Source organism: Flavisericum labens (assembly GCF_045446075.1).
Taxonomy (GTDB): domain Bacteria; phylum Bacteroidota; class Bacteroidia; order Flavobacteriales; family Flavobacteriaceae; genus Flavisericum; species Flavisericum labens.
In genome coordinates this window covers 18798-38191 of sequence record NZ_JBJJBQ010000003.1, presented here as the reverse complement: position 1 = coordinate 38191, position 19394 = coordinate 18798, and the positions used below count along the sequence as shown (strand labels likewise).

Sequence of the window (19394 nt, the reverse complement as noted above, 5' to 3'; positions counted from 1 at the left end):
AAGAGATATAAAATACAAAAACACCTTCAGAATTAAAGCAAATAAGACTCTAAATGCAAATATTTTCGATAATTAGTTAAATTGCCATAGCTTATAATCACTATAGGCTTCTAATTTATTTTCTAGTGCATCATCTAACCGCGGAAAGAAATCAATATCTGTAACGGCTTCAATACTATCGGCAGGAACCACAAACTTATAAAGTGGCTGATTGGATTGTTTGTGTGGCAATAAAAAACCTATCATTTTAGCGGCTCCATTATTATAATCTAAAACAATTTTGTAAAACTGCCTTGGCACGGCGACATCTTCTTCTCCTATTGTATTTAATTGCCCTTTCAAAACACCTCCTGTAACCACAAAAACACCATCATATTTTCTAGCCCAATAGCGTACTTTTTGTTCTAATTTATTCCAAACACCCGAATTAAATTCGTGTTCTTGCGGACTGATGTTACTGGTTAAGAAGGTTTCGTCGTACGCTTCTTTGCTATAGCGTCTATCACCTGCAGGGCATAAATGTCCGCGATCATAACCCGAATTTTTATAATTGCCCCAGTGCGCCGCATCTGTTTTTACGGCTTGGTCTATTTCAAAATAAGGCCTCTTAAAATTTGTACTTGAAAGATGTGACTTTTTTAACTCGTAAGCCACCCATTCGGCTTGCTCATATTCTTCATTATAAGATAAAGAATAACCATCGTGGTGAACTATTTGCCCCGTTGTACTGGTTGGTAAAAAGTAGGCCTTGGTTTCGGTTTTTGTTTTTTTACCTTCAGATACAATTTCGGCCTTTTCTTCTTGGTTTAAAAAATGTTCGTAGGCATAAATTCCGAAGACAATAAGAAAGGCAATAATGGAATAAATTGTTCTTTTATTCATTAATCCAATACAAATTCAAGTGGTTGACCAATAGACGCATTCGGAAAACTAATACCTAAGAGAGCTGAGACGGTTGGTGCAATGTCTGTAATTTCAGTTTTTTGTAATGTCTGACCATGTTTGATGCCTTTTCCGAACAACAACAACGGTACATGGGTGTCATAACTTAGTGCCGTGCCGTGATCGGTTCCTGTTCGGTTCCAGGGCGTATCTTTAAAAACCGCAGGGTTATAAACAAATAAAACATCACCTGAGCGCTTTTGGTGGTGGCCATTCTGCAATAAGGTTTCTATATTTCCTTCGGGAGTTTCTAATTGGTTAATGCTGGATGTAATATATACTTTATCTATTAATTCGTATTCCAATAGTTTTTTAGCTACGTCTTCCTTAAGGATTTTTAAGTTTAATTTATTTTTATCAATGGCTTGATGGTCGAAGTATATTTGATAATTAATCCTACTTAAAACCAAATTGGGGACGTTGTATTTATTTAGCAACATTTCATTTAGTTCCTTTCGCATTTCACTTTCATTAAAAAATCCAGCCGGTATTTTTTTAGATTTTAAATATCCTGGGGCATAAGGTGCGCCATGGTCGGAGGTTAAAAAGACCGTATATTCACCTACGCCCAATTTATTGTCTAAGGCGTTAAAAAGCCTTTCCAAATCCAAATCCAACCTTATATAAGTATCCTCTGTTTCTTTAGCATTCACACCAAACTTATGACCTACTTTATCAGTACTTGAATAACTTACTGTTAAAACATCAGTATATTCACCTTTCCCCAATTGCTCTCCATCAATGGCAGCAATGGCAAAATCTGTAATTAAACTGTTTCCATAAGGTGAATGTCCAATCACATCATATTTACCATTTTTATCCTTCAGCTCTTTTAAATCATAAGGAAATGTTGAAGTTTCTTTTCCTTTAAAACCACCTTCAAAAGGATTTAAATCACTTCCACTCTCTGAATAAGTTTCAATATCATAAAGTGTGTTCCATTCTTTAAAATAAGATTCGGCCAAATCTGATTTATTGAAACTTTCTACCCATTCCGGTAGTTTTTCCATGTAAAAAGAACTGGTAATCCAATTACCCGAACCGTTGTGTTCATAATCAAACCAATATGCTGCATTTGCAGTATGACCTGCTGGCAAAATAGCCCCTCGGTGCTTTAAAGAAATACCGATTGTTTTAGAATTAAATTGCGTAAATAATCTATTTTCATCAGCAAAGGTAGTAGCTAGCATTCTATGTGGCGACTTTTTACCATCCCTACTTTTTGTGCCAACGGGGTTCACCGTATTATCTTCAACGCAATTCACGTTTTTTCTTAAAGTTTTATCAAACCAATCATTACCCATTATACCATGATACTTAGGGGTAGTACCCGTAAAAATTGAGGCATGGCCTGGCCCTGTTTTAGTTGGCACGTAATTATAATGGTTGTTTTTACAATTGAACCCTTGGTTTACCATTCGTTTAAATCCACCATTTCCGAACTTATCATAAAAACGGGTCAAATAATCGTATCGCATTTGATCTACTACAATACCTACAACTAATTTTGGCCTTGAAAATTCAGTCTCGGTTTTAGCCGAAATCGTTTGGTTTTGAGATTTGCATGAAACACCAATAGCCAATAAAATGACCAATAATATATTCTTCATCCTCTTTTTTAATTTTGACCAAAAATACTGATTTAAAAACATCATAATTTAAAATTAAAGTTAAATACCTCTAACTTTTTTTTACTTTAGCGAAGACAAATTTATATATGACTTACCTTAAAAATATTGGATCTTATTTTTTAATGGTTATCGAAATGTTTCGAAAGCCCACCAAATGGTCGGTAATGAAAACATTAATCTTAAAAGACATTGATGACCTTATTATAGGCTCATTAGGTATTATTGCATTTATTTCGTTTTTCGTTGGAGGTGTTATCACGATACAAACAGCATTAAACATAGATAATCCACTTATACCAAGGTACCTAGTGGGATTTGCCACTAGACAATCTGTTATTTTAGAATTTGCCCCGACTTTTACCTCGATTATCATGGCAGGAAAAGTGGGTTCATTTATTACTTCTAGTATTGGGACCATGCGCGTTACAGAACAAATTGATGCGCTTGAGGTTATGGGTATAAACTCACTAAACTATTTAGTTTTCCCTAAAACGATAGCCTTAACATTATACCCGTTTGCTATAGCCATAGGTATGTTTTTAGGCATTCTTGGAGGTATGGCAGCTTGCGTTTTTGGAGGTTATGCTACATTGGAAGATTATATTTTGGGTATTCAAACCGACTTCGAAACTTTTCATGTAGTATACGCCTTTATAAAAACATTTGTCTTTGCACTTATGCTTGCTACAATCCCCTCGTACTACGGGTACTATATGAAAGGTGGTGCACTTGAAGTTGGTAAAGCCAGTACAACAGCATTTGTTTGGACCTCTGTAGTTATTATTTTACTAAATTATTTACTAACCGAAATGTTACTGGGCTAATGATTGAAGTTAAAGATTTGCATAAGTCGTTTGGTGATGCCCACATTTTAAAAGGCATTAGTACCACGTTTGAAAAAGGAAAAACGAACTTAATCATTGGGCAAAGTGGTTCTGGTAAAACGGTTTTTTTAAAATGCCTGTTAGGATTGTTTGAATATGAAGAAGGCACCATTGCCTATGATGGAAAAGTTTTTTCGAAGCTATCTGAAGATGATAAGCGAAATCTTCGTGCCGAAATAGGTATGGTATTTCAGGGAAGTGCTCTTTTTGATTCTATGACCATTGAAGAAAACGTTATGTTTCCATTGCAAATGTTCACCAAAATGAGCAAAAGTGAAATGCAAGACCGTGCCGATTTTGTTCTTAAACGTGTTAATCTAGAGAATGCACATAAAAAAATGCCGAGCGAGGCTTCTGGTGGTATGCAAAAACGTGTGGCCATTGCAAGAGCAATTGTAAACAATCCGAAATACTTATTTTGTGACGAACCTAATTCGGGCTTAGATCCTAAAACAGCTATCGTAATAGATAATTTAATTCAGGAAATTACCGATGAATATCAAATTATTACTGTAATTAACTCACACGATATGAATTCGGTTATGGAAATTGGCGAAAAGATTGTGTTTTTAAAAGACGGTGTAAAAGCTTGGGAAGGTTCTAACCAAACTATTTTTAAAACCGATAACGAAGCGGTTACCGATTTTGTTTATTCTTCAGAACTATTTAAAAAAGTCCGTAAAATGTATATTGAAGAAAATCAGTAATTAACTTTTAATTTTTTTTTAAACTCTTTTTTTAGGCCTACTAAATCTTCCCCATCCAAAAGACAGTAGATGAATATCACCATTAAACCGGTCATATTTTTTTTCAAAATTTGGCAAATAATAGGCATAACCTATTGTTACATAATAATACTCTAGCATTTTTGGTTTTATTTTAATATCAAAGTTTAAGCCCAAAAGAAAAGTGGTATTATTAAACTCAACATTATAGCGTTCCTCAAGCCTGTAAGCATCTGATAGGTATATTTCCTTTTTCCCGTTAATAATTGTTGAGTCAATTCCAAAATAAGGCGCTATTTTAAAAGATTTTTTGTCTATTAAAGGAAATCCAACTGAAGCTTCAAGAATAAAAATTTCAGCCTTATATCCTTTATTCCAAATACCATCATCAATAGTGATATTTTCTTTAAGTTTACTTAATCCTAATACAACTCCAGTATGCAAAGTCACAGTCTTTTTATATTGAAAGCTCGCTGAAATTCCATACAACATAATATTTTAAAATTATCATCTAAATCATCTGTAATCACACCATAGCTAGCAAATAAACCCACTCTATAACTCCAATCATTCAATGGAAAATTATCAGAAACAAATGTTGAGTCTTGCTTGATAGTTTCAGAATTTTGGTTAATCGAATTTTGACTAAATCCAATTATCTTGCAAACACCCATTAAACATAGTGAGATGCTATTTCCCATATGTTCAGTTTTTTAAAACATTTTAAGCAATAAAATAAATGGCTATTTTTTTTTATTCTTCCTTGACACCCCTCCTATACCAACTGTAATGCAATGAATGTTTCCGTTAAACACACTATATTTTTTTTCAAAATGAGGCATATAGTATGAATACTTAAGCCTAATTGCCCCATAGCTTATGTTGCTCTCGTTGCTGTTGCGCGTAGTTTTAATATCCAACATTAGCCCAAACAAATATGCCAATTTATCAAACCTTACCTTTTCATACAATATGCTGTCTTCAAAATCAAAGTCATAATTATTTGGTTCGTGTGGTGTTATTTTTATTAGAGCCATCCCAAAAAAGGGAGTCATTCTAAAAGCTTTATTGTTTAGTAGTCCATGTCCAATAAACAAATCTCCACGGTGAATGTTAGCTCTTAAGTCATTCTCCCAAACAATTCCATTTAATTGAATGTCTTCCTTAGTTCTAGTGCCACCATAAGAATAGCCCAAACCAAGAACAACAATTTTTTTATATTCAAATGTAAACGAAAGTCCATAGGTTATAAAGTTTTTTAAATTATTTTCTAAGTCACCTGAAAGCAAACCATAACCTAAATTTAAATCAACCCCATAACCCCAATTAGATAATTGATGTTGCGGAGATACAGTAATGGAATCTTGCTCAACAGTCAATACCAAATTTAAAATACTTAAATTATGATGACTAGAATTTTGCCCGATGCAAAATAAATGATGAAAAATAATAGCATAAACCAATATATTATTTTTCATAGGCTTATTATTTTCATCCAAAAAACCTTAACGACAAATTGGAAATATGAAGTAAATCAAATGTAGTTTATATTTGGACACTAACCATTAAAAAACAGCTAAATAAAGAGGATATAAATCTTCATTCTATATACGTGTGTATATTTTAAAATTAATCAAGCAGTATCAATGGCTATAAAACCCAATACTTAATCTAAATGTACTTGGAGGAAAATCAGTAATTAACTTCTTTACTTTGCAGCTCTTCTTCAATTAATCCCTTTAAACCATAAATATGTCTTTCTGTTACACTTGCCCGATCATAAACCATATGGTTTTCAAAATTTACGGCATTAACAAGCTTAAAAAAAACGCCTTCATTTTTCATTAGTCCATAATCTTCTAGGTTTATGAAAAATGAACTCTTCCAAACAGAATCAGGTTTCGTAGCGGCCGTAAAATATCTTAACAATACAGGATGGATTTGTTCTGCTTTAAACTTTATACGTTCTTCTTCATATTTACCATAATAGGAATAGGCAGACTCATAAAGCACAGAAATAGCAGCACGCAAACTATCCTTCAACACAATTTCAACACCTTTTGAAACCAAAAGTTCATAACCACTTTTGTTAGGATCAAAATGTGGTGCCACTTTAATTTTGGCCACATCATCATAAAATGCTTCCGTTGGTTTATCCTGTGTTTTCAAAAAATGGATGACGTTTTTGGATGCCAAATCCACGCTATCCATAACGCTAATGTCATGTTGAATTTCATTTAAATCATGCTCAAGGTTGGAATGGATTTCCTTCAGTATTTTTATTTCTAAGGCTCTATCCTTTTTTTCATCATTCCAATTGTTGATTTGTAATGCAATTAAAATACCTATTACCACTAAAACAATTTCTCCAACGGCATACAACAAATATTTACTGAATTTGTTTTCAGATAATAGCTTTTGCCTAATTTTTCGAAATAGTTTTAACATAAAAAGTCATAAGTTTTACCGAAAACACAGGTATTTATAAATAATACATAGAAGGATATTCTTCAATTTTACTACTTATTTTCAAAGTTTCTGTTCTGGTTTTTCTATAATCACTCCAACCACGTTAGAATCGTAATCTGTATAAGTGTACCATGGGCCATAAAGCCACAACAACGCTTTATAACCTTCAGCCGCAACAACAATTGGTCGTATATTTCTATAATAAGAATTGGATGTAATAGGATTCCACTTTATGGTCGATATATCGTCATTAGGGCCAATGTTGGCTTGATATATTTCATGGGTTCCACCAAGGTCTTCACCTGTTGACGGATTAACATCTGTTGATATAAAAACATTAGTGACATCCGTTGGGTCGAATGTCATTAAACCAGTATAGCTACTTTCAATTTTGTACAAGCAATTTCCGGCATAGGCAATTTCGCGGTCATTCCATTTTACGCCATCCCAAGAAGTTATTCTGTATCTGTGATCACTATCGTTTAAATAAAGTGTGTAGCCTATATGTGGATTATTGTCACCATCCTTCTCCATAGCACACGTCCATGCACTGTTTGGCACACTTTCATTTACCATGGGTTTCTCCTTGGTTTCACTTCCTGTATAGAGCTTTTCACCATCAATAGTAACCAAAGGGCCATCGGCTAAACTTTTAATTTTAGTACCATTTACCTTATAAAAACTGTTATCATGATATTCAACATAATATAAACTGTTGCCATACTTTCTGGGGTGGCCATCGGTATAAGAAACCCCTATTGTATTATTGTCTACTTGCATATATCTTGCATACGGACGTTGAAACCCCGAAACATCGTTAACTATAAAATGGGTTCTGTTTTCCCAAGTTTCACCATAATCGTTCGATGTTACAAACGCAGGATTAAAAGTTAATCCATCTCTAAAAAAATTATACAGTTTACCTTCGTTTTCTAGGTAAAACAGATTCATGTAGGTTACCCCAACTCTACTGTCATAATCATGATGGAATTCCTTAAGCTCTCCCCATTTTAAATAATCGTTGGGAGCCGAAATGTTATAATAATGAATTTTTTCATTGGCGTGTTTCGCCCAAACTGCCAACAAACTCCCATCTGGTCTTTTAAAAAAAGCTGGTACATCATGATCGTCTCTCTGAAAGTTTTCGCTTAAAACAAGAGTGCTGTCGATTTTTTCATGGGCTAAATCATACACCCCTAATCGCACATCGCCACTCTGCCCGCTTATGCCTCCCATTATGAGTTTTCCATTACTTATAACCGCTCTCGGGTCTTGGTACCAGCACCAACCGCCATCTTCCATAAAAGTTATGTGGTTGGTTACTTTCTCAACGGGATAAAATTTATTAAGATATTTATACAACTCGGAGCTTGCAGCCAAAAATGCACCTATGCCATAAACCTCGGTATAATCTTTAAAACTTTCGCCAGGTGCCGCACCAATAGGTTGCACAAAGCCCAACATACCTTCTTCGTTAACACATTTTTTAAGAGCATTATATGCTTTAAGCATCACAGGCTCATAAACAGCTTGATCCAACAAGCCATTGTTAATACCCCAAGCAAGTCCGTAGGTGAAAAACGATGTGCCACTGGTCTCCACATTAGGGTAATCCTTTATATCGCCTAACAAACCAGCCGACCATGTGCCATCTGGTCTCTGAATTTTAACCAAAGTCTCGGCCATTTGTTTGAATAAATTTTCGTAGAAAGGCTTACCCTCCCAATCATCTGGCAACTCTGGGATTATATTTGCTAGACCACCAAAAACCCATCCGTTGCCTCTGGCCCAAAATATTTTCTTTCCGTTTTTTTCTGTTTGGTCAAAATATGACTTGTCTCGAAAAAAGAGTTGCTCTTCAGCATCCCAAAGTTCATCATAAGTCATGTGATACTGTTTATCCATGTACTCTAAATAGGTACTATCTCTTGTTATTTGGGCCAATTTTGCCCAAACCGGAGGCGCCATAAAAAGGGCATCGCACCAATCCCAGTGGTATTCGTTTGCCTTATCACTTTTCATGATAGAATCAAAGCGTTCCCTAGTAGGTTTCACCATTTCTCTTCTTCCGTTTACTCTTCTCAGGTTGAGGTACGTTTGGCCCACAGTATGGTCATCTGCATGATACATTCTTTGATGCAGTCTCCAGTTATTCCTTTCTCCAACTTGAATTAGCCAATTAATGTATTTAGGGTCATGAGAAACTTCTGTGAGTTCAAACATTCCGGCATACAGAGCTCCATTCGTCCAATCTAATTCATGGTGTTTAATTCGGTTTTGCCAAGGCTGTCTTTTGCCAGAGGGCAAGGCTCTATATTTACCTTGGTCTTCAAAGGTTTTAATTTGCCAATCGGCTACTTTCTCAGCCGTTTTTAATACGTTTTTTGATGAAGGAATTGTAATGTCTTTAATCTCGATTTGGTTTTTACACGCAAAAAACAGTGAAGTCATTATTAAATAAAATACTACCCGTTTCATATTTTAGTTTTGTTTAGCTGAATTATTTGTGAAGTAAATATAATTATATGGAATAATTTAAGAAAACTCTAAATGCTTATTCTTCTTTTAACAAAAGCAACCGTTCAGTCTTTAGTGTTTCTTTTAACCAATCTTTAAGTTCATTATTTTTTTTGTTTCTGAGACTATCAGACAAGGTTCCATTCCATTTTAAGCTTATAACCTCAACAGTATCCACTTTAATAAAATCTGTAGATTCCAACATTCTGGCAAACCCGAAATATCCTAAATCAGAAAATTTAATTTTAGCGTCTTTGGCTACCTTAGAGTAAAGTACTTCATCAGAATTTTTTGCCTTATTTTCTAATTGGCCGTTTAAACTCACTACATTATTTTTAAGGGTTTCTATTTCTTCTCGAAGTCCTTTGATGATATAATCTTTTTGCTCAATTTCAACAGTAGCTTTATCATAAAGTTCCAGGATTTTATCAGAACTTCTATTTTTATTGCCCGAAATATTTAACTCAAAATTTTGGATATTTTCATAACCCTTTAATTCATTTTCTAAATCGCTAACCGTAGCTTCTGTCAATTCTCCATTGAAATAAAGAGAAATGGCTTTGTTACCCATATTCATGCTGTGACGCTGTAGCCACAGACTTTTATTGGATTCAACCTCGTTTTTTATAAAGTTATTATAATCTCGTTGATATCTACTTTCGGTTAGCACATTTATAAACGTCCAAACTGCCGGAATCATAACTACTATTGCCAAAACGGTTGCGATTCTAGAAATAAACCTTCGCTTATGGGAATTGGCATATTTCTGCATGGGAAACCTTAGCAGTTTTAACACCAAAAATGTAGCTAAAGCAATAAAAATGGTATTTATGGTGAACAAATACATGGCACCACCAAAGTAAAGCCAATTGCCTTCTGCCAAACCATAACCGGCGGTACACAATGGAGGCATTAAGGCCGTAGCAATAGCCACACCAAAAATCACCGATGCTATGGTTCCTTTTTTTGTTCTGGCAATGATTAGCGCCAAACCACCAAAAAAGGCAATAAGTACGTCTCTGATATCAGGACGCGTTCGACCCAACAACTCTGAAGTTTCTTCACTTAGTGGAAATAGCCAAAAAAACAAAAAGGCTGTTATTAAACTTAAAACGATCATGGTGGCCAAATTAATCAGCGACCTTTTTAGAGTATCAATATCATTAATGGCAATAGAAAGCCCAACACCCAAAATAGGCCCCATGAGCGGAGAAATTAACATGGCACCAATAACTACAGCAGTGGAGTTGGCGTTTAGTCCAATAGAAGCCACAAATATGGAACAAACCAAAATCCAGGCCGTTGCGCCTTTAAAAGATATATCGGCCTTTATGGCCTGAATAGTGGCATCTCTATCGGTGTCGTCTCTAAAATCTAAGAGCTCGCTTAAAAATTTATTGACACTGGCCAACAAACCTTTAGCCTCTTTTTTAATTTCTTGTTTAGATTGCTCGACATTAGCCTTCTTTTTCTCCTCCTCTTCCTCAGAGAAATTAAACTTGCTTTCTTCGCTCATAATTAGCCATATTTCTCTCCAAACTTATCTTTTACCTGCTGGAGGGTTTTCTTAATATCTTGTTCTTTTGACTTAGGAAAGATAAGCAAAACTTCTTCTTTATCAACAATAATATAATCTTCAATACCATCAACAACCACAATTTTATCTTTGCGTGTACTGATCATATTTCCTGTAGCATCTTCGGCCAATGTCCTAGCATTTACTACAGCATTATTATCGCTGTCTTTATCCAATTTATCGTATAGGCTTCCCCAAGTTCCAAGATCATTCCAATCAAACTCGGCAGCAATCACGAAAACATTATTCGATTTTTCCATAATGGCATAATCAACTGATACGTTTTCGGCATTTGGATAATTCTCTTTAATGAAACCTGATTCATCTCCGGTGTTATAAGAAGGAATTCCTCTTTCAAATAACTGATACAATTCTGGTTGATTGTTTTTAAAAGCTTTAATAACGCTTTTAACACTCCACATAAAAATACCGGCATTCCATAAAAAATTTCCTTGTGCAATAAACATTTTTGCGGTTTCGTAATCTGGTTTTTCCCTAAACTGATTTACCGCCTTTATCGCTTCCGGGGAAGTTTTGTCAAACTCAATATAACCATATCCTGTATTAGGAAATGTTGGTTGAATACCCAAAGTCATCAAGGCATCATTTTTTGAACAAAACTCAAAGGCCTGCTTTACATTACTCGAAAATGTTTTTTCGTCTTCAATCCAATGGTCACTTGGCGCTACAATCATTACAGCATCTGGATTTTCCTTTTGTATTTTCAATGAAGCGTATAAAATACAAGGCGCCGTATTACGCATGGCCGGTTCTAAAACCACTTGCTTTTGGGTAACCTCTGGCAACTGTTCCAGTACCAAATCGTTATAACGTTCGTTGGTTAAAATATAAATATTTTCTTTTGGTATTAAATCGGCCAAACGACCAAATGTTTTCTGTATCAACGTATCGCCTGTCCCCAGCATATCGTGAAATTGCTTTGGGAATTCTCGTGTGCTTACTGGCCAAAATCTAGATCCTACCCCCCCTGCCATCAAAATGGCGTAATAATTTTTATTCATTTTTTTTTATTTTATCAATTCTACTTCAGCGTTTGGATTGAAAAGATACAATTTTCCAGTTTTAACCTCAACGCATTCATAACGTTTCACGCGTTTATTCTTCATTTCGAAAATTTTCCCATTATAAAGTTTGAATCTTGCACCAAAAGGTACCTCAAAAACAAAATTTTTATCATTGGGCTCGTCAAATTCCTTTAAAGCTAGGGCTAGTTGCGCATCTGTATCGCTGGACGCTTTGGGGTTTTTAAAATGATTTGCTAATAAAGGTAACAAATTGTTAGGAAAAACCTCAGGGTTTAAGAAAGGCAACATTAAATGCAGAAAAGTCTTTTTCCATTCTATACCATGTGGTTTTATAGAATTACCAAAGGTTTTATAGGCTTCAAAATGGGCGATTTCGTGAACCAGCGTAATTAAAAATCGATAGGGGTTTAAGTTTGAATTTATGGTAATTTGATGCTTACCGTTCGGCAATCGGGAATAATCACCATGTCTGGTTTTTCGTTCTTTTTTTATTTTAACCACCAAATTATCATGTTCCAGTAAAATTAATACTTTCAATAAGGCCTTGGCTGGGATATAATCTTGAAGTTGTTCTTGCATTACTGCTAAAATAATGGATTTCTACCAGATTTAAACTTGACTTTATAATAAAAAATACTGAACTTAGTTTCAGATAAAATAAATCGAAATAATAAAAATGACCCAAACCGTTGAACAGTATTTCGCTGAAGGCTGCGGGCGATGCTCACTTGGCGGCACCCCCGATTGTAAAGTCCACCAATGGATTACCGAATTGGAATTGTTGAGAAAAATAGTTTTGCAATGCGGTTTAAATGAAGCATCGAAATGGGGCATGCCCTGCTACACTTTGAACGACAAGAATATTTTAATACTAAGCGCATTCAAAAACCATTGTTCCATTAGCTTTTTTAAAGGTGCTTTATTGAGTGACACCAAAAATATCCTAGAAAAACCTGGAGCAAACTCACAGGCCGTGCGCCTTATTAAATTTACAGATACCGAAAAAATAAAAACTTTAGAAGCAGACATTGAAGCCTACATTCATGAAGCCATTGAAATGGAAAAAGCAGGATTAAAAATTGAATTTAAAAAGAACCCCGAACCCATCCCAGAAGAACTGGAACAAAAATTTGAAGAAGACCCGGTGCTAAAATCTGCTTTTGAAGCGTTAACACCTGGGCGACAACGTGGGTATATTCTATACTTTTCAGCGCCTAAACAATCTAAAACACGCATATCACGGATTGAAAAATCCATAGGCAAGATTTTAAACAGTGAAGGATTGCATGATAAATATAAGGGTATGAAAAAGTAATTTTCCGAATTTAAAAAAGTTACATTTTTAACGAAAAATGACCAGAAAATTCTTGGTTCTCATTCAGCTTAACGGTAAACCAATAATCTGTTGCATTCATCATTCGTCCTTTAAAGGTACCATCCCATCCAGTATTATTAGCAAACACTTGCTTCAAAAGTTTCCCGTATCTATCATAAATGAAAATTTCTGCGTTGGGGTATGCGGCTATCCCTAAAATTTGCCAAACATCGTTTATTCCGTCTCCATTGGGGGTAAAGAATTTAGGATAATTAACAACAACCACTTCTTTGAAGTCTTCGCCACAGCCAAATCTATCTCGAACAAAAGCCGTATATATACCTCCTTGAAGACCAGTAAACACATTGCCGTTTTGGTAATCGACACCATTTACCGAATATTCAAAATCTCCATCGCCTGTGGCTATAATTTTTATATAATTTTCATCCGAAAGTTCCTTGTATTCGATATCTTCAATTTCTGGAAGCACCGAACGCATTAGCTCAAAATCATAACTATTTTCGCAATATATTCCGTTTGTATTTTCTCCTATTGTTAAGGTATAGTATCCAGCATCAACCAAATCAACCTCATTGGTATATGAAAGCACCGTTCCGTCTTGGAATTTCCAGACATAGCTATCAAAACCATCATGTATACTTACATACATAGAAGGCTCTAAATTGCATAGAAAATATGTTTCTTCAATATCCACTTTAGGCAATTCGTTTACGACCAAATCAAAACTGGTTTCGGAATAACACAAATTATTCAATTCATTTTCAACCCGAGCCGTAATGGTTTGAAGCCAAGGTTCCGTATTTTCAAAATCGTCTGGCAGGGGACTAGGTAATACGTTTCCACCTGCATCAAAATAAAAAACAGCAAGGCCACTTTGATTTTCTGTGAGCTGAGCTTCAATTAAGGTTGTATTAAAAATTCCAAATCCATTACCTTCATTACAGGCGTAAATGTTAGCTGGCTTATTTATTCTGGGTTGAGTTGCCGTACTTAAAGTTAAAGGTGTTTGGGCATAACATAATGTTTGGGGATTGGTAACACGCACCGTAATGATTTCTTGGTTTGGTATTGTGTTCGTGTAGGGATTATCCAACGGGCCTAAAAATTGATTTCCCTGGGCATCAAAATACGACACTTCCATACCTGTTTGGTTACCTAATACATCAGTCTCAACATCAGTTGTATCGAAATATTCAGAAACACCATCATTATTATCGTCACATCCAATTAGTTCGTATAAAATGTTTGCCACGGGTAAAGGATTCACCTTTAGTTTGAACGTACTTTCATTAAAGCAAAGTGTTATGGTATTGGTCGCACGAACACGTATAACTTCTTCATTAGGCACCAAGTTTTCAACTTTATTTAAGGGTTCTTGGACTTGTTGACTGTTTTGATGGTAAAACTCTACCCCAAGATTCGCATTGCCTCCTATAATGTTATCCTTTACTTTCTGTAAATCGAAATGCGCAAAGCCATTAGTTTGGTTATCACAAACAATTAAATCTTCAATTTCTGCCAAATCAGGCAATGGATTTACAATTAAATCGAAAGTGATTTCGGAATAGCAGCACGGGTTATCATTATGTGCAACACGTACAGTAATAGTTTCTCTATCTTTTATAGTATTCGAAAACGGGTTGGGCAAATCTTCATATTCATTACCAGAACCATCTATATAGGTTACCACTTTATTTGTTTGACTACCCAAGATTTGCTGTTCAACCATTGAGACTTCAAAAGTTGATGAATAGCCCGTTGCAAAATTATCTTCGCAGGCATAAATATCATCAATGCCATATGCATTTGGAGGTTCTTTAACGTCGATGGTTTCTGATAATACTTCAACTGAACTATCTTTCCCTGTAACTGTGGCTGTAATGGTATATCTACCATCTTGAGAGAAATCGTGGAATGGTGACAAATCTGTCGAAGTATTATCTATCCCCGAAGCGGGATCACCAAAATTCCACACCACGGAAGCCACATTATCCTTTTTTTCGATACTGAATTCTTTTAAAAATTCTGAACAAATATTTGAAATGTTCATCTCGAAGTTGTTGGTCACGTGATTTACGTTTCCCGTAACGTTGATATAATAACTAATATCTCTTGATTCGTAATATCCATGTGGAGGGCATCCTGGTGTGTTAGATTTAATCCAAGAAACATCATTATCGTACTCAGTACCGGCAATGAACGCTGCAGAATAACCTGTGCTCCACAAATGATTTACTTCAACAAGTATATTTTCTACATCTTCAGGTACAACTATTGGATTTTCAAATTCTAAATTATAAATTATTGGATTATTCCTATTACTCGAAGAAAACAGCCTTAAAACTTGACTACTTCCTATTAAATCAGTAGAAGAAAACGAATCAGGAAAATTGGAATCAATTTTATAAATATTGAATTGAATCCTAACGTCCCAATCGCCTACTGCAGAAAAAGCGACTTGTCCATTTTTTATGACAAACTCTTCATTATTTGATATTCCAAAATCAGATAAAACAAACCTTCTGGAAAAATTGATTGCCCCGCCTGTACAGCCATACTGATTAACCCAAATGGGCTGATCACAAACATTATGAGTTAAAGTAGTAGTTGACCCTAAACTTTTATTGTTATATTTCTCACCCGTAACATTTATAAAAAAGTTTGCATTTGGAACTGGGTCATTAAGATTTTCGGTCGTCACATAATTATAATACTCTCTGCATCCTAAATACCACGATTCCGCATTATCCTGCTCAGTTCCTGCAATGACTACCTCAGCGGAATTAGGGTTGTAAGAATCGTCTCTTTTGGTCACTACTACCAATATTCTTTCAACTGTTGCAGGCACAACAATTGGGTAATTGAAATCGGTCTGAAAAATTTGAGGAGGCCCATTTACTACAGGTAAGGTTGAAAGTCCACCTCCTCCCAAATACCGTGGCTGGGAATTTGGAAAATCTCCATCAATACTAAAAATCCCAAACCCTACAGATGCGCCTCCGTGTGCTTTACTAAGGGCTACCTGACCCGATTTTATGATAAACTGCTCCGATTTAGATATACCAAATTCAGATAATTTAAACACACGCGCCCATGATTCATCTCTTTCACATGAAGGCATCCCTGTTTCAATAGGTACATCTCCTACATTATGAGACAATGTAATTTGAGCTGACAATCCGATACTAAAAAACGTAAACAGAAACGCAAGAATATTCTTCATATAAGCTAAAATAGAAAAAGCTTTTAAATTATTTACTCTTTTCTGTTTTAAAGCAAAAAAATGCGCTAAAGTATTAAGGTGTAGAGTTTGAAACTTGCAGCAATTTTCCGTTATAGTATTTTTGTCCTGTTAGCGAAAAGTCGAAAATATATTTAGCCATTTCTAACGCTGTAGTTGGCGCTTGGTAACCCGGGAATGCCTCTTCAAGCATTTCGGTTTGCACGGCGCCCAATGCCAACACATTAAAAGAAATTCCTGATTCTTTGTATTCTTCCGCTAGCAACTCTGTTAAAGTAATTACCGCTGCCTTACTGGAACTGTAAGCTGCCAGTCCGGGGAATTTCATACTACCCTGCACGCCACCCATGGAACTTATGGTTACCACATGGCTATTTTTAGACATAAATGGCAAAACCACTCTTGTTAATTCGGCTACCCCATAAACATTTGTTCTATAGACATTTTCAAAATCTTGCATGTTAATTTCGGCAAACGGTTTATTCACTAACATGCCTGCATTATTGATTAATACATCGACTTGTTTCCAATTTTCTTGTATAAAATTTTCAACCTTAGCATATGCTTGTTCATCATTTAAATCGAATGAAAAACATGCAACGTTTTTCAGTTTCAAATCTTGTACCGGTTTTTCGTTCCGCGAAAGCGCCAATACTTGATTCCCTGCTTCTGCAAATAATTTTACCAATTCAAAACCTATACCTCTGCTGGTTCCTGTTATTATGATGTTTTTATTCATTATTTAATTCAATTTCCTTGTTTGGTGTTTGGCTCATTTTTTCAATTGCCGGCAATACTTTATTAATTAAGCTTACCATATGGCTATAATCTAATTTATCCATTTCGTCATCGACGTGATGATAATAATTGTAATTAGACAAATCGCAGGATGAAATAGTTTGACAAGGCACCTTAAAAAGGTCATAAAATGTAGCATTATCAGACTGCCTAAACAAATTGTATTTTTTAGACACTTCAGAAAAACCAATTAATTTAGTTCCTAAATATTCGTTTATTTTTGAAGCCATATTAGACATTTCATATCCTGTTAAAAAGGCATCATAATCTCGGTTTTTAAAAGGAACGCCAATCATTTCAAAATTAACCATAGCGTATAAGTTTATCTCCTGCTCAAATAGCTTTTTTGCCAGATGTTTAGAGCCTAAAAGCCCCATCTCTTCTGCAGAAAACAACACAAATATTATACTACGCTTGTTATTTTTTTTAGCAGCAATATAATTTGCCATTTCTAATATAGCGACTGTTCCAGATGCATTATCGTTCGCTCCATTGGCGATTGTATCACCATAAACGCTTTTTGCCGTTCCAATATGGTCGTAATGCCCACCAAGAATAATAAATTCGTCTTTTAGTCTTTCGTCATTTCCTTCTACATAACCTACAATATTATACCCAACAATGTTGTCAATATAAAAACTATCTCGATACGTTTCAAAATAAGGTGGCACATTATTCTCTTTGAAAACATGTTCAATAAATGTAGCGGCTTTTTCTATTCCAATTGTTCCTGTCTGCCTGCCTTGCAGGGCATCAGAAGCTAAATACTCTAGTGCCGATTTCATATCTGTTTTCGGCATTTGTTCTATTGTATTTGTCGAAATATTTTTTTGAGACCCACAACCCAAAAAAAGCAATGCAACAATCAAAAGTAATAACTTATTCATAAGAAAAATTTAAAAACTAAAGATAGTAAACTTCATTAAAGCACAGTGAATCGTATGGCGCTTTGTCACAAAAAACCATAGCACATATTTACCTTGCACAAACCATTAATAATCACTAATTTGTTAAAAACTTCACACCATGCCAATATACTTAGACCTCCATGAAATGCCAGATGGTGTTACGGCTGAACATGTTGCAGAAATGCACCAGGCCGATTTAAAAATTGAACACGAATTTAATTGCCGTGGTCTTACTTATTGGTGTGATGAAAAACGACATACGGCTTTCTGTTTGATAGAAGCCCCTAATGAACAAGCTCTTAAAGATTTGCATGCTAAAGCCCATGGTGATGTTCCTTTACGAATAATTGAAGTAGAAGGAAACATTGTGGAGTCTTTTTTAGGAAGAATTGAAGACCCAGAAAAAGCTAAAAACACAGAGCTGAATATAATAAACGACCCTGCTTTTAGAGTTTTAATGGTTATAGAAACCAGTAATTACTTAAACCGCCTTGAGGCCAATCAATTTTCGGTATTTGCTCAAAATTTTCACAAAAACGTATTTATAACCCTAAAAAAATTTAACGGTAACATCGTAAAAAAGGATAACAATACGTATTTAGTTTCCTTTAAATCTGTTACTGATGCTATTTTATCGGCTTTAAAAATTCAACGACAATACAAATATGTTTCGCCTAAACCCGACCCTTCCACACGCAAATTAAATATTGCTCTAAGCTCTGGTATTCCAATCACTACAAAAGAAAGTATTTTTGAAGAGTCTATTTCTCTAGCTACCCGCATGTGCGAAATTGTTAAGGAGCAACTCGTGATTACAACAGAAGTTAAGTTGCTATACGAAAGTGAAAACAGAAATAATGCGATTGATGATAAAATCATTAGAACATTAAAACCTAATGAGGAAAAGTTTCTTACCGAATTAATTGATTATGTTGAAAAAATCTGGAATAAATCAAATTTTAATGTGACCGATTTCAGTAAATCTCTAGGCTTTAGCAAATCACAACTGTATAGAAAACTTACCAATTTAACTGGGCTGTCACCCAATAACTTCCTGAAAGAATTCCGCTTACACAAAGCACTAAACTTAATGCATAAGCAGGAAGCTAACATTTCTGAAATTGCTTTTGAAACAGGGTTTAATAGTGCAGCATATTTTTCTAAATGCTTTCTAAATAAATACGGCATCCTCCCCTCAAAATATATTCAGCAGCATATCGTTTAAAAAACTTAATCTCATTTAGAATTTTTCATATGGTTCAAAATTCTACTTTTTTGAACTAAATGTAAAGGTGTGTTTGTTTCTCGAATTATAGCTTTG

17 protein-coding genes are annotated in these 19394 nt (G+C 34.9%); 4 read left to right on the top strand and 13 right to left on the bottom strand.

Annotation, left to right across the window (positions count from 1 at the left end; translation table 11 throughout):
- Nucleotides 1–72: 72 nt before the first annotated feature.
- The gene (locus ACIEHO_RS06600) at nucleotides 73–882 is read right to left on the bottom strand and encodes a DNA/RNA non-specific endonuclease (RefSeq protein ID WP_406969917.1); all 810 of its coding nucleotides are present in this window, start codon (nucleotides 880–882) and stop codon (nucleotides 73–75) included.
- Nucleotides 882–2552: an alkaline phosphatase PafA gene (gene pafA, locus ACIEHO_RS06595; protein ID WP_406969915.1), complete on the bottom strand. Its 1671-nt coding sequence runs from the start codon at nucleotides 2550–2552 to the stop codon at nucleotides 882–884. Before pafA ends, ACIEHO_RS06600 begins: the two co-directional genes overlap by 1 nt.
- A 107-nt stretch (nucleotides 2553–2659) precedes the next feature.
- Here pafA and ACIEHO_RS06590 point away from each other — a divergent pair, with 107 nt between their 5' ends.
- Together ACIEHO_RS06590 and ACIEHO_RS06585 are read left to right on the top strand one after the other, a co-directional pair.
- Nucleotides 2660–3397 (top strand): MlaE family ABC transporter permease, encoded by a 738-nt coding sequence (locus ACIEHO_RS06590; RefSeq protein ID WP_406969913.1) that lies wholly within the window; start codon nucleotides 2660–2662, stop codon nucleotides 3395–3397.
- Nucleotides 3397–4164, top strand: a complete 768-nt coding sequence (locus ACIEHO_RS06585) for an ABC transporter ATP-binding protein (protein ID WP_406969911.1) — start codon at nucleotides 3397–3399, stop codon at nucleotides 4162–4164. The genes ACIEHO_RS06590 and ACIEHO_RS06585 overlap by 1 nt, the downstream gene beginning before the upstream one ends.
- An 18-nt stretch (nucleotides 4165–4182) precedes the next feature.
- Here ACIEHO_RS06585 and ACIEHO_RS06580 read toward each other — a convergent pair whose 3' ends face one another.
- The 8 genes from ACIEHO_RS06580 to ACIEHO_RS06545 form a co-directional block, all read right to left on the bottom strand.
- Nucleotides 4183–4626 carry a hypothetical protein gene (locus tag ACIEHO_RS06580; RefSeq protein ID WP_406969909.1) on the bottom strand — a complete coding sequence of 148 codons (444 nt, stop codon included), beginning with the start codon at nucleotides 4624–4626 and terminating at the stop codon, nucleotides 4183–4185.
- 2 nt (nucleotides 4627–4628) lie between these two features.
- On the bottom strand, nucleotides 4629–4883 hold the full coding sequence (locus tag ACIEHO_RS06575; RefSeq protein ID WP_406969907.1) for a hypothetical protein: 255 nt from the start codon (nucleotides 4881–4883) through the stop codon (nucleotides 4629–4631).
- A gap of 42 nt (nucleotides 4884–4925) precedes the next feature.
- Nucleotides 4926–5660: a hypothetical protein gene (locus ACIEHO_RS06570; RefSeq protein ID WP_406969905.1), complete on the bottom strand. Its 735-nt coding sequence runs from the start codon at nucleotides 5658–5660 to the stop codon at nucleotides 4926–4928.
- A 214-nt stretch (nucleotides 5661–5874) separates the two neighbouring features.
- Nucleotides 5875–6630, bottom strand: coding sequence for a DUF6090 family protein (locus ACIEHO_RS06565; RefSeq protein WP_406969903.1), 756 nt, complete (start codon nucleotides 6628–6630; stop codon nucleotides 5875–5877).
- Nucleotides 6631–6711: 81 nt separating this feature from the next.
- Nucleotides 6712–9129 (bottom strand): glycoside hydrolase family 88 protein, encoded by a 2418-nt coding sequence (locus tag ACIEHO_RS06560; protein ID WP_406969901.1) that lies wholly within the window; start codon nucleotides 9127–9129, stop codon nucleotides 6712–6714.
- 76 nt (nucleotides 9130–9205) lie between these two features.
- Nucleotides 9206–10684, bottom strand: a complete 1479-nt coding sequence (locus tag ACIEHO_RS06555; protein ID WP_406969899.1) for a DUF389 domain-containing protein — start codon at nucleotides 10682–10684, stop codon at nucleotides 9206–9208.
- Nucleotides 10685–10686: 2 nt separating this feature from the next.
- Complete coding sequence (locus tag ACIEHO_RS06550) at nucleotides 10687–11766, bottom strand: mannose-1-phosphate guanylyltransferase (RefSeq protein WP_406969897.1); 1080 nt, start codon at nucleotides 11764–11766, stop codon at nucleotides 10687–10689.
- A gap of 6 nt (nucleotides 11767–11772) precedes the next feature.
- Nucleotides 11773–12369: a SprT-like domain-containing protein gene (locus tag ACIEHO_RS06545; protein WP_406969895.1), complete on the bottom strand. Its 597-nt coding sequence runs from the start codon at nucleotides 12367–12369 to the stop codon at nucleotides 11773–11775.
- Between the two features lie 97 nt (nucleotides 12370–12466).
- On the opposite strand from ACIEHO_RS06545, the gene ACIEHO_RS06540 reads away from it, so the two are divergent.
- Nucleotides 12467–13105, top strand: a complete 639-nt coding sequence (locus ACIEHO_RS06540; protein ID WP_406969893.1) for a YdeI/OmpD-associated family protein — start codon at nucleotides 12467–12469, stop codon at nucleotides 13103–13105.
- A gap of 19 nt (nucleotides 13106–13124) precedes the next feature.
- Here the strand turns inward: ACIEHO_RS06540 and ACIEHO_RS06535 are convergent, their stop codons facing one another.
- The 3 genes from ACIEHO_RS06535 to ACIEHO_RS06525 form a co-directional block, all read right to left on the bottom strand.
- On the bottom strand, nucleotides 13125–16349 hold the full coding sequence (locus ACIEHO_RS06535) for a T9SS type B sorting domain-containing protein (protein WP_406969891.1): 3225 nt from the start codon (nucleotides 16347–16349) through the stop codon (nucleotides 13125–13127).
- A 73-nt stretch (nucleotides 16350–16422) separates the two neighbouring features.
- Nucleotides 16423–17106 (bottom strand): SDR family NAD(P)-dependent oxidoreductase, encoded by a 684-nt coding sequence (locus ACIEHO_RS06530; protein ID WP_406969889.1) that lies wholly within the window; start codon nucleotides 17104–17106, stop codon nucleotides 16423–16425.
- A complete protein-coding gene (locus ACIEHO_RS06525) occupies nucleotides 17099–18052 on the bottom strand; it encodes a M20/M25/M40 family metallo-hydrolase (protein ID WP_406969887.1) in 954 nt (317 codons plus the stop codon). Before ACIEHO_RS06525 ends, ACIEHO_RS06530 begins: the two co-directional genes overlap by 8 nt.
- Nucleotides 18053–18191: 139 nt before the next feature.
- Between ACIEHO_RS06525 and ACIEHO_RS06520 the strand changes: the two genes are divergently transcribed.
- Nucleotides 18192–19298 (top strand): nickel-binding protein, encoded by a 1107-nt coding sequence (locus ACIEHO_RS06520; protein ID WP_406969885.1) that lies wholly within the window; start codon nucleotides 18192–18194, stop codon nucleotides 19296–19298.
- The last annotated feature ends 96 nt before the right edge of the window (nucleotides 19299–19394 follow it).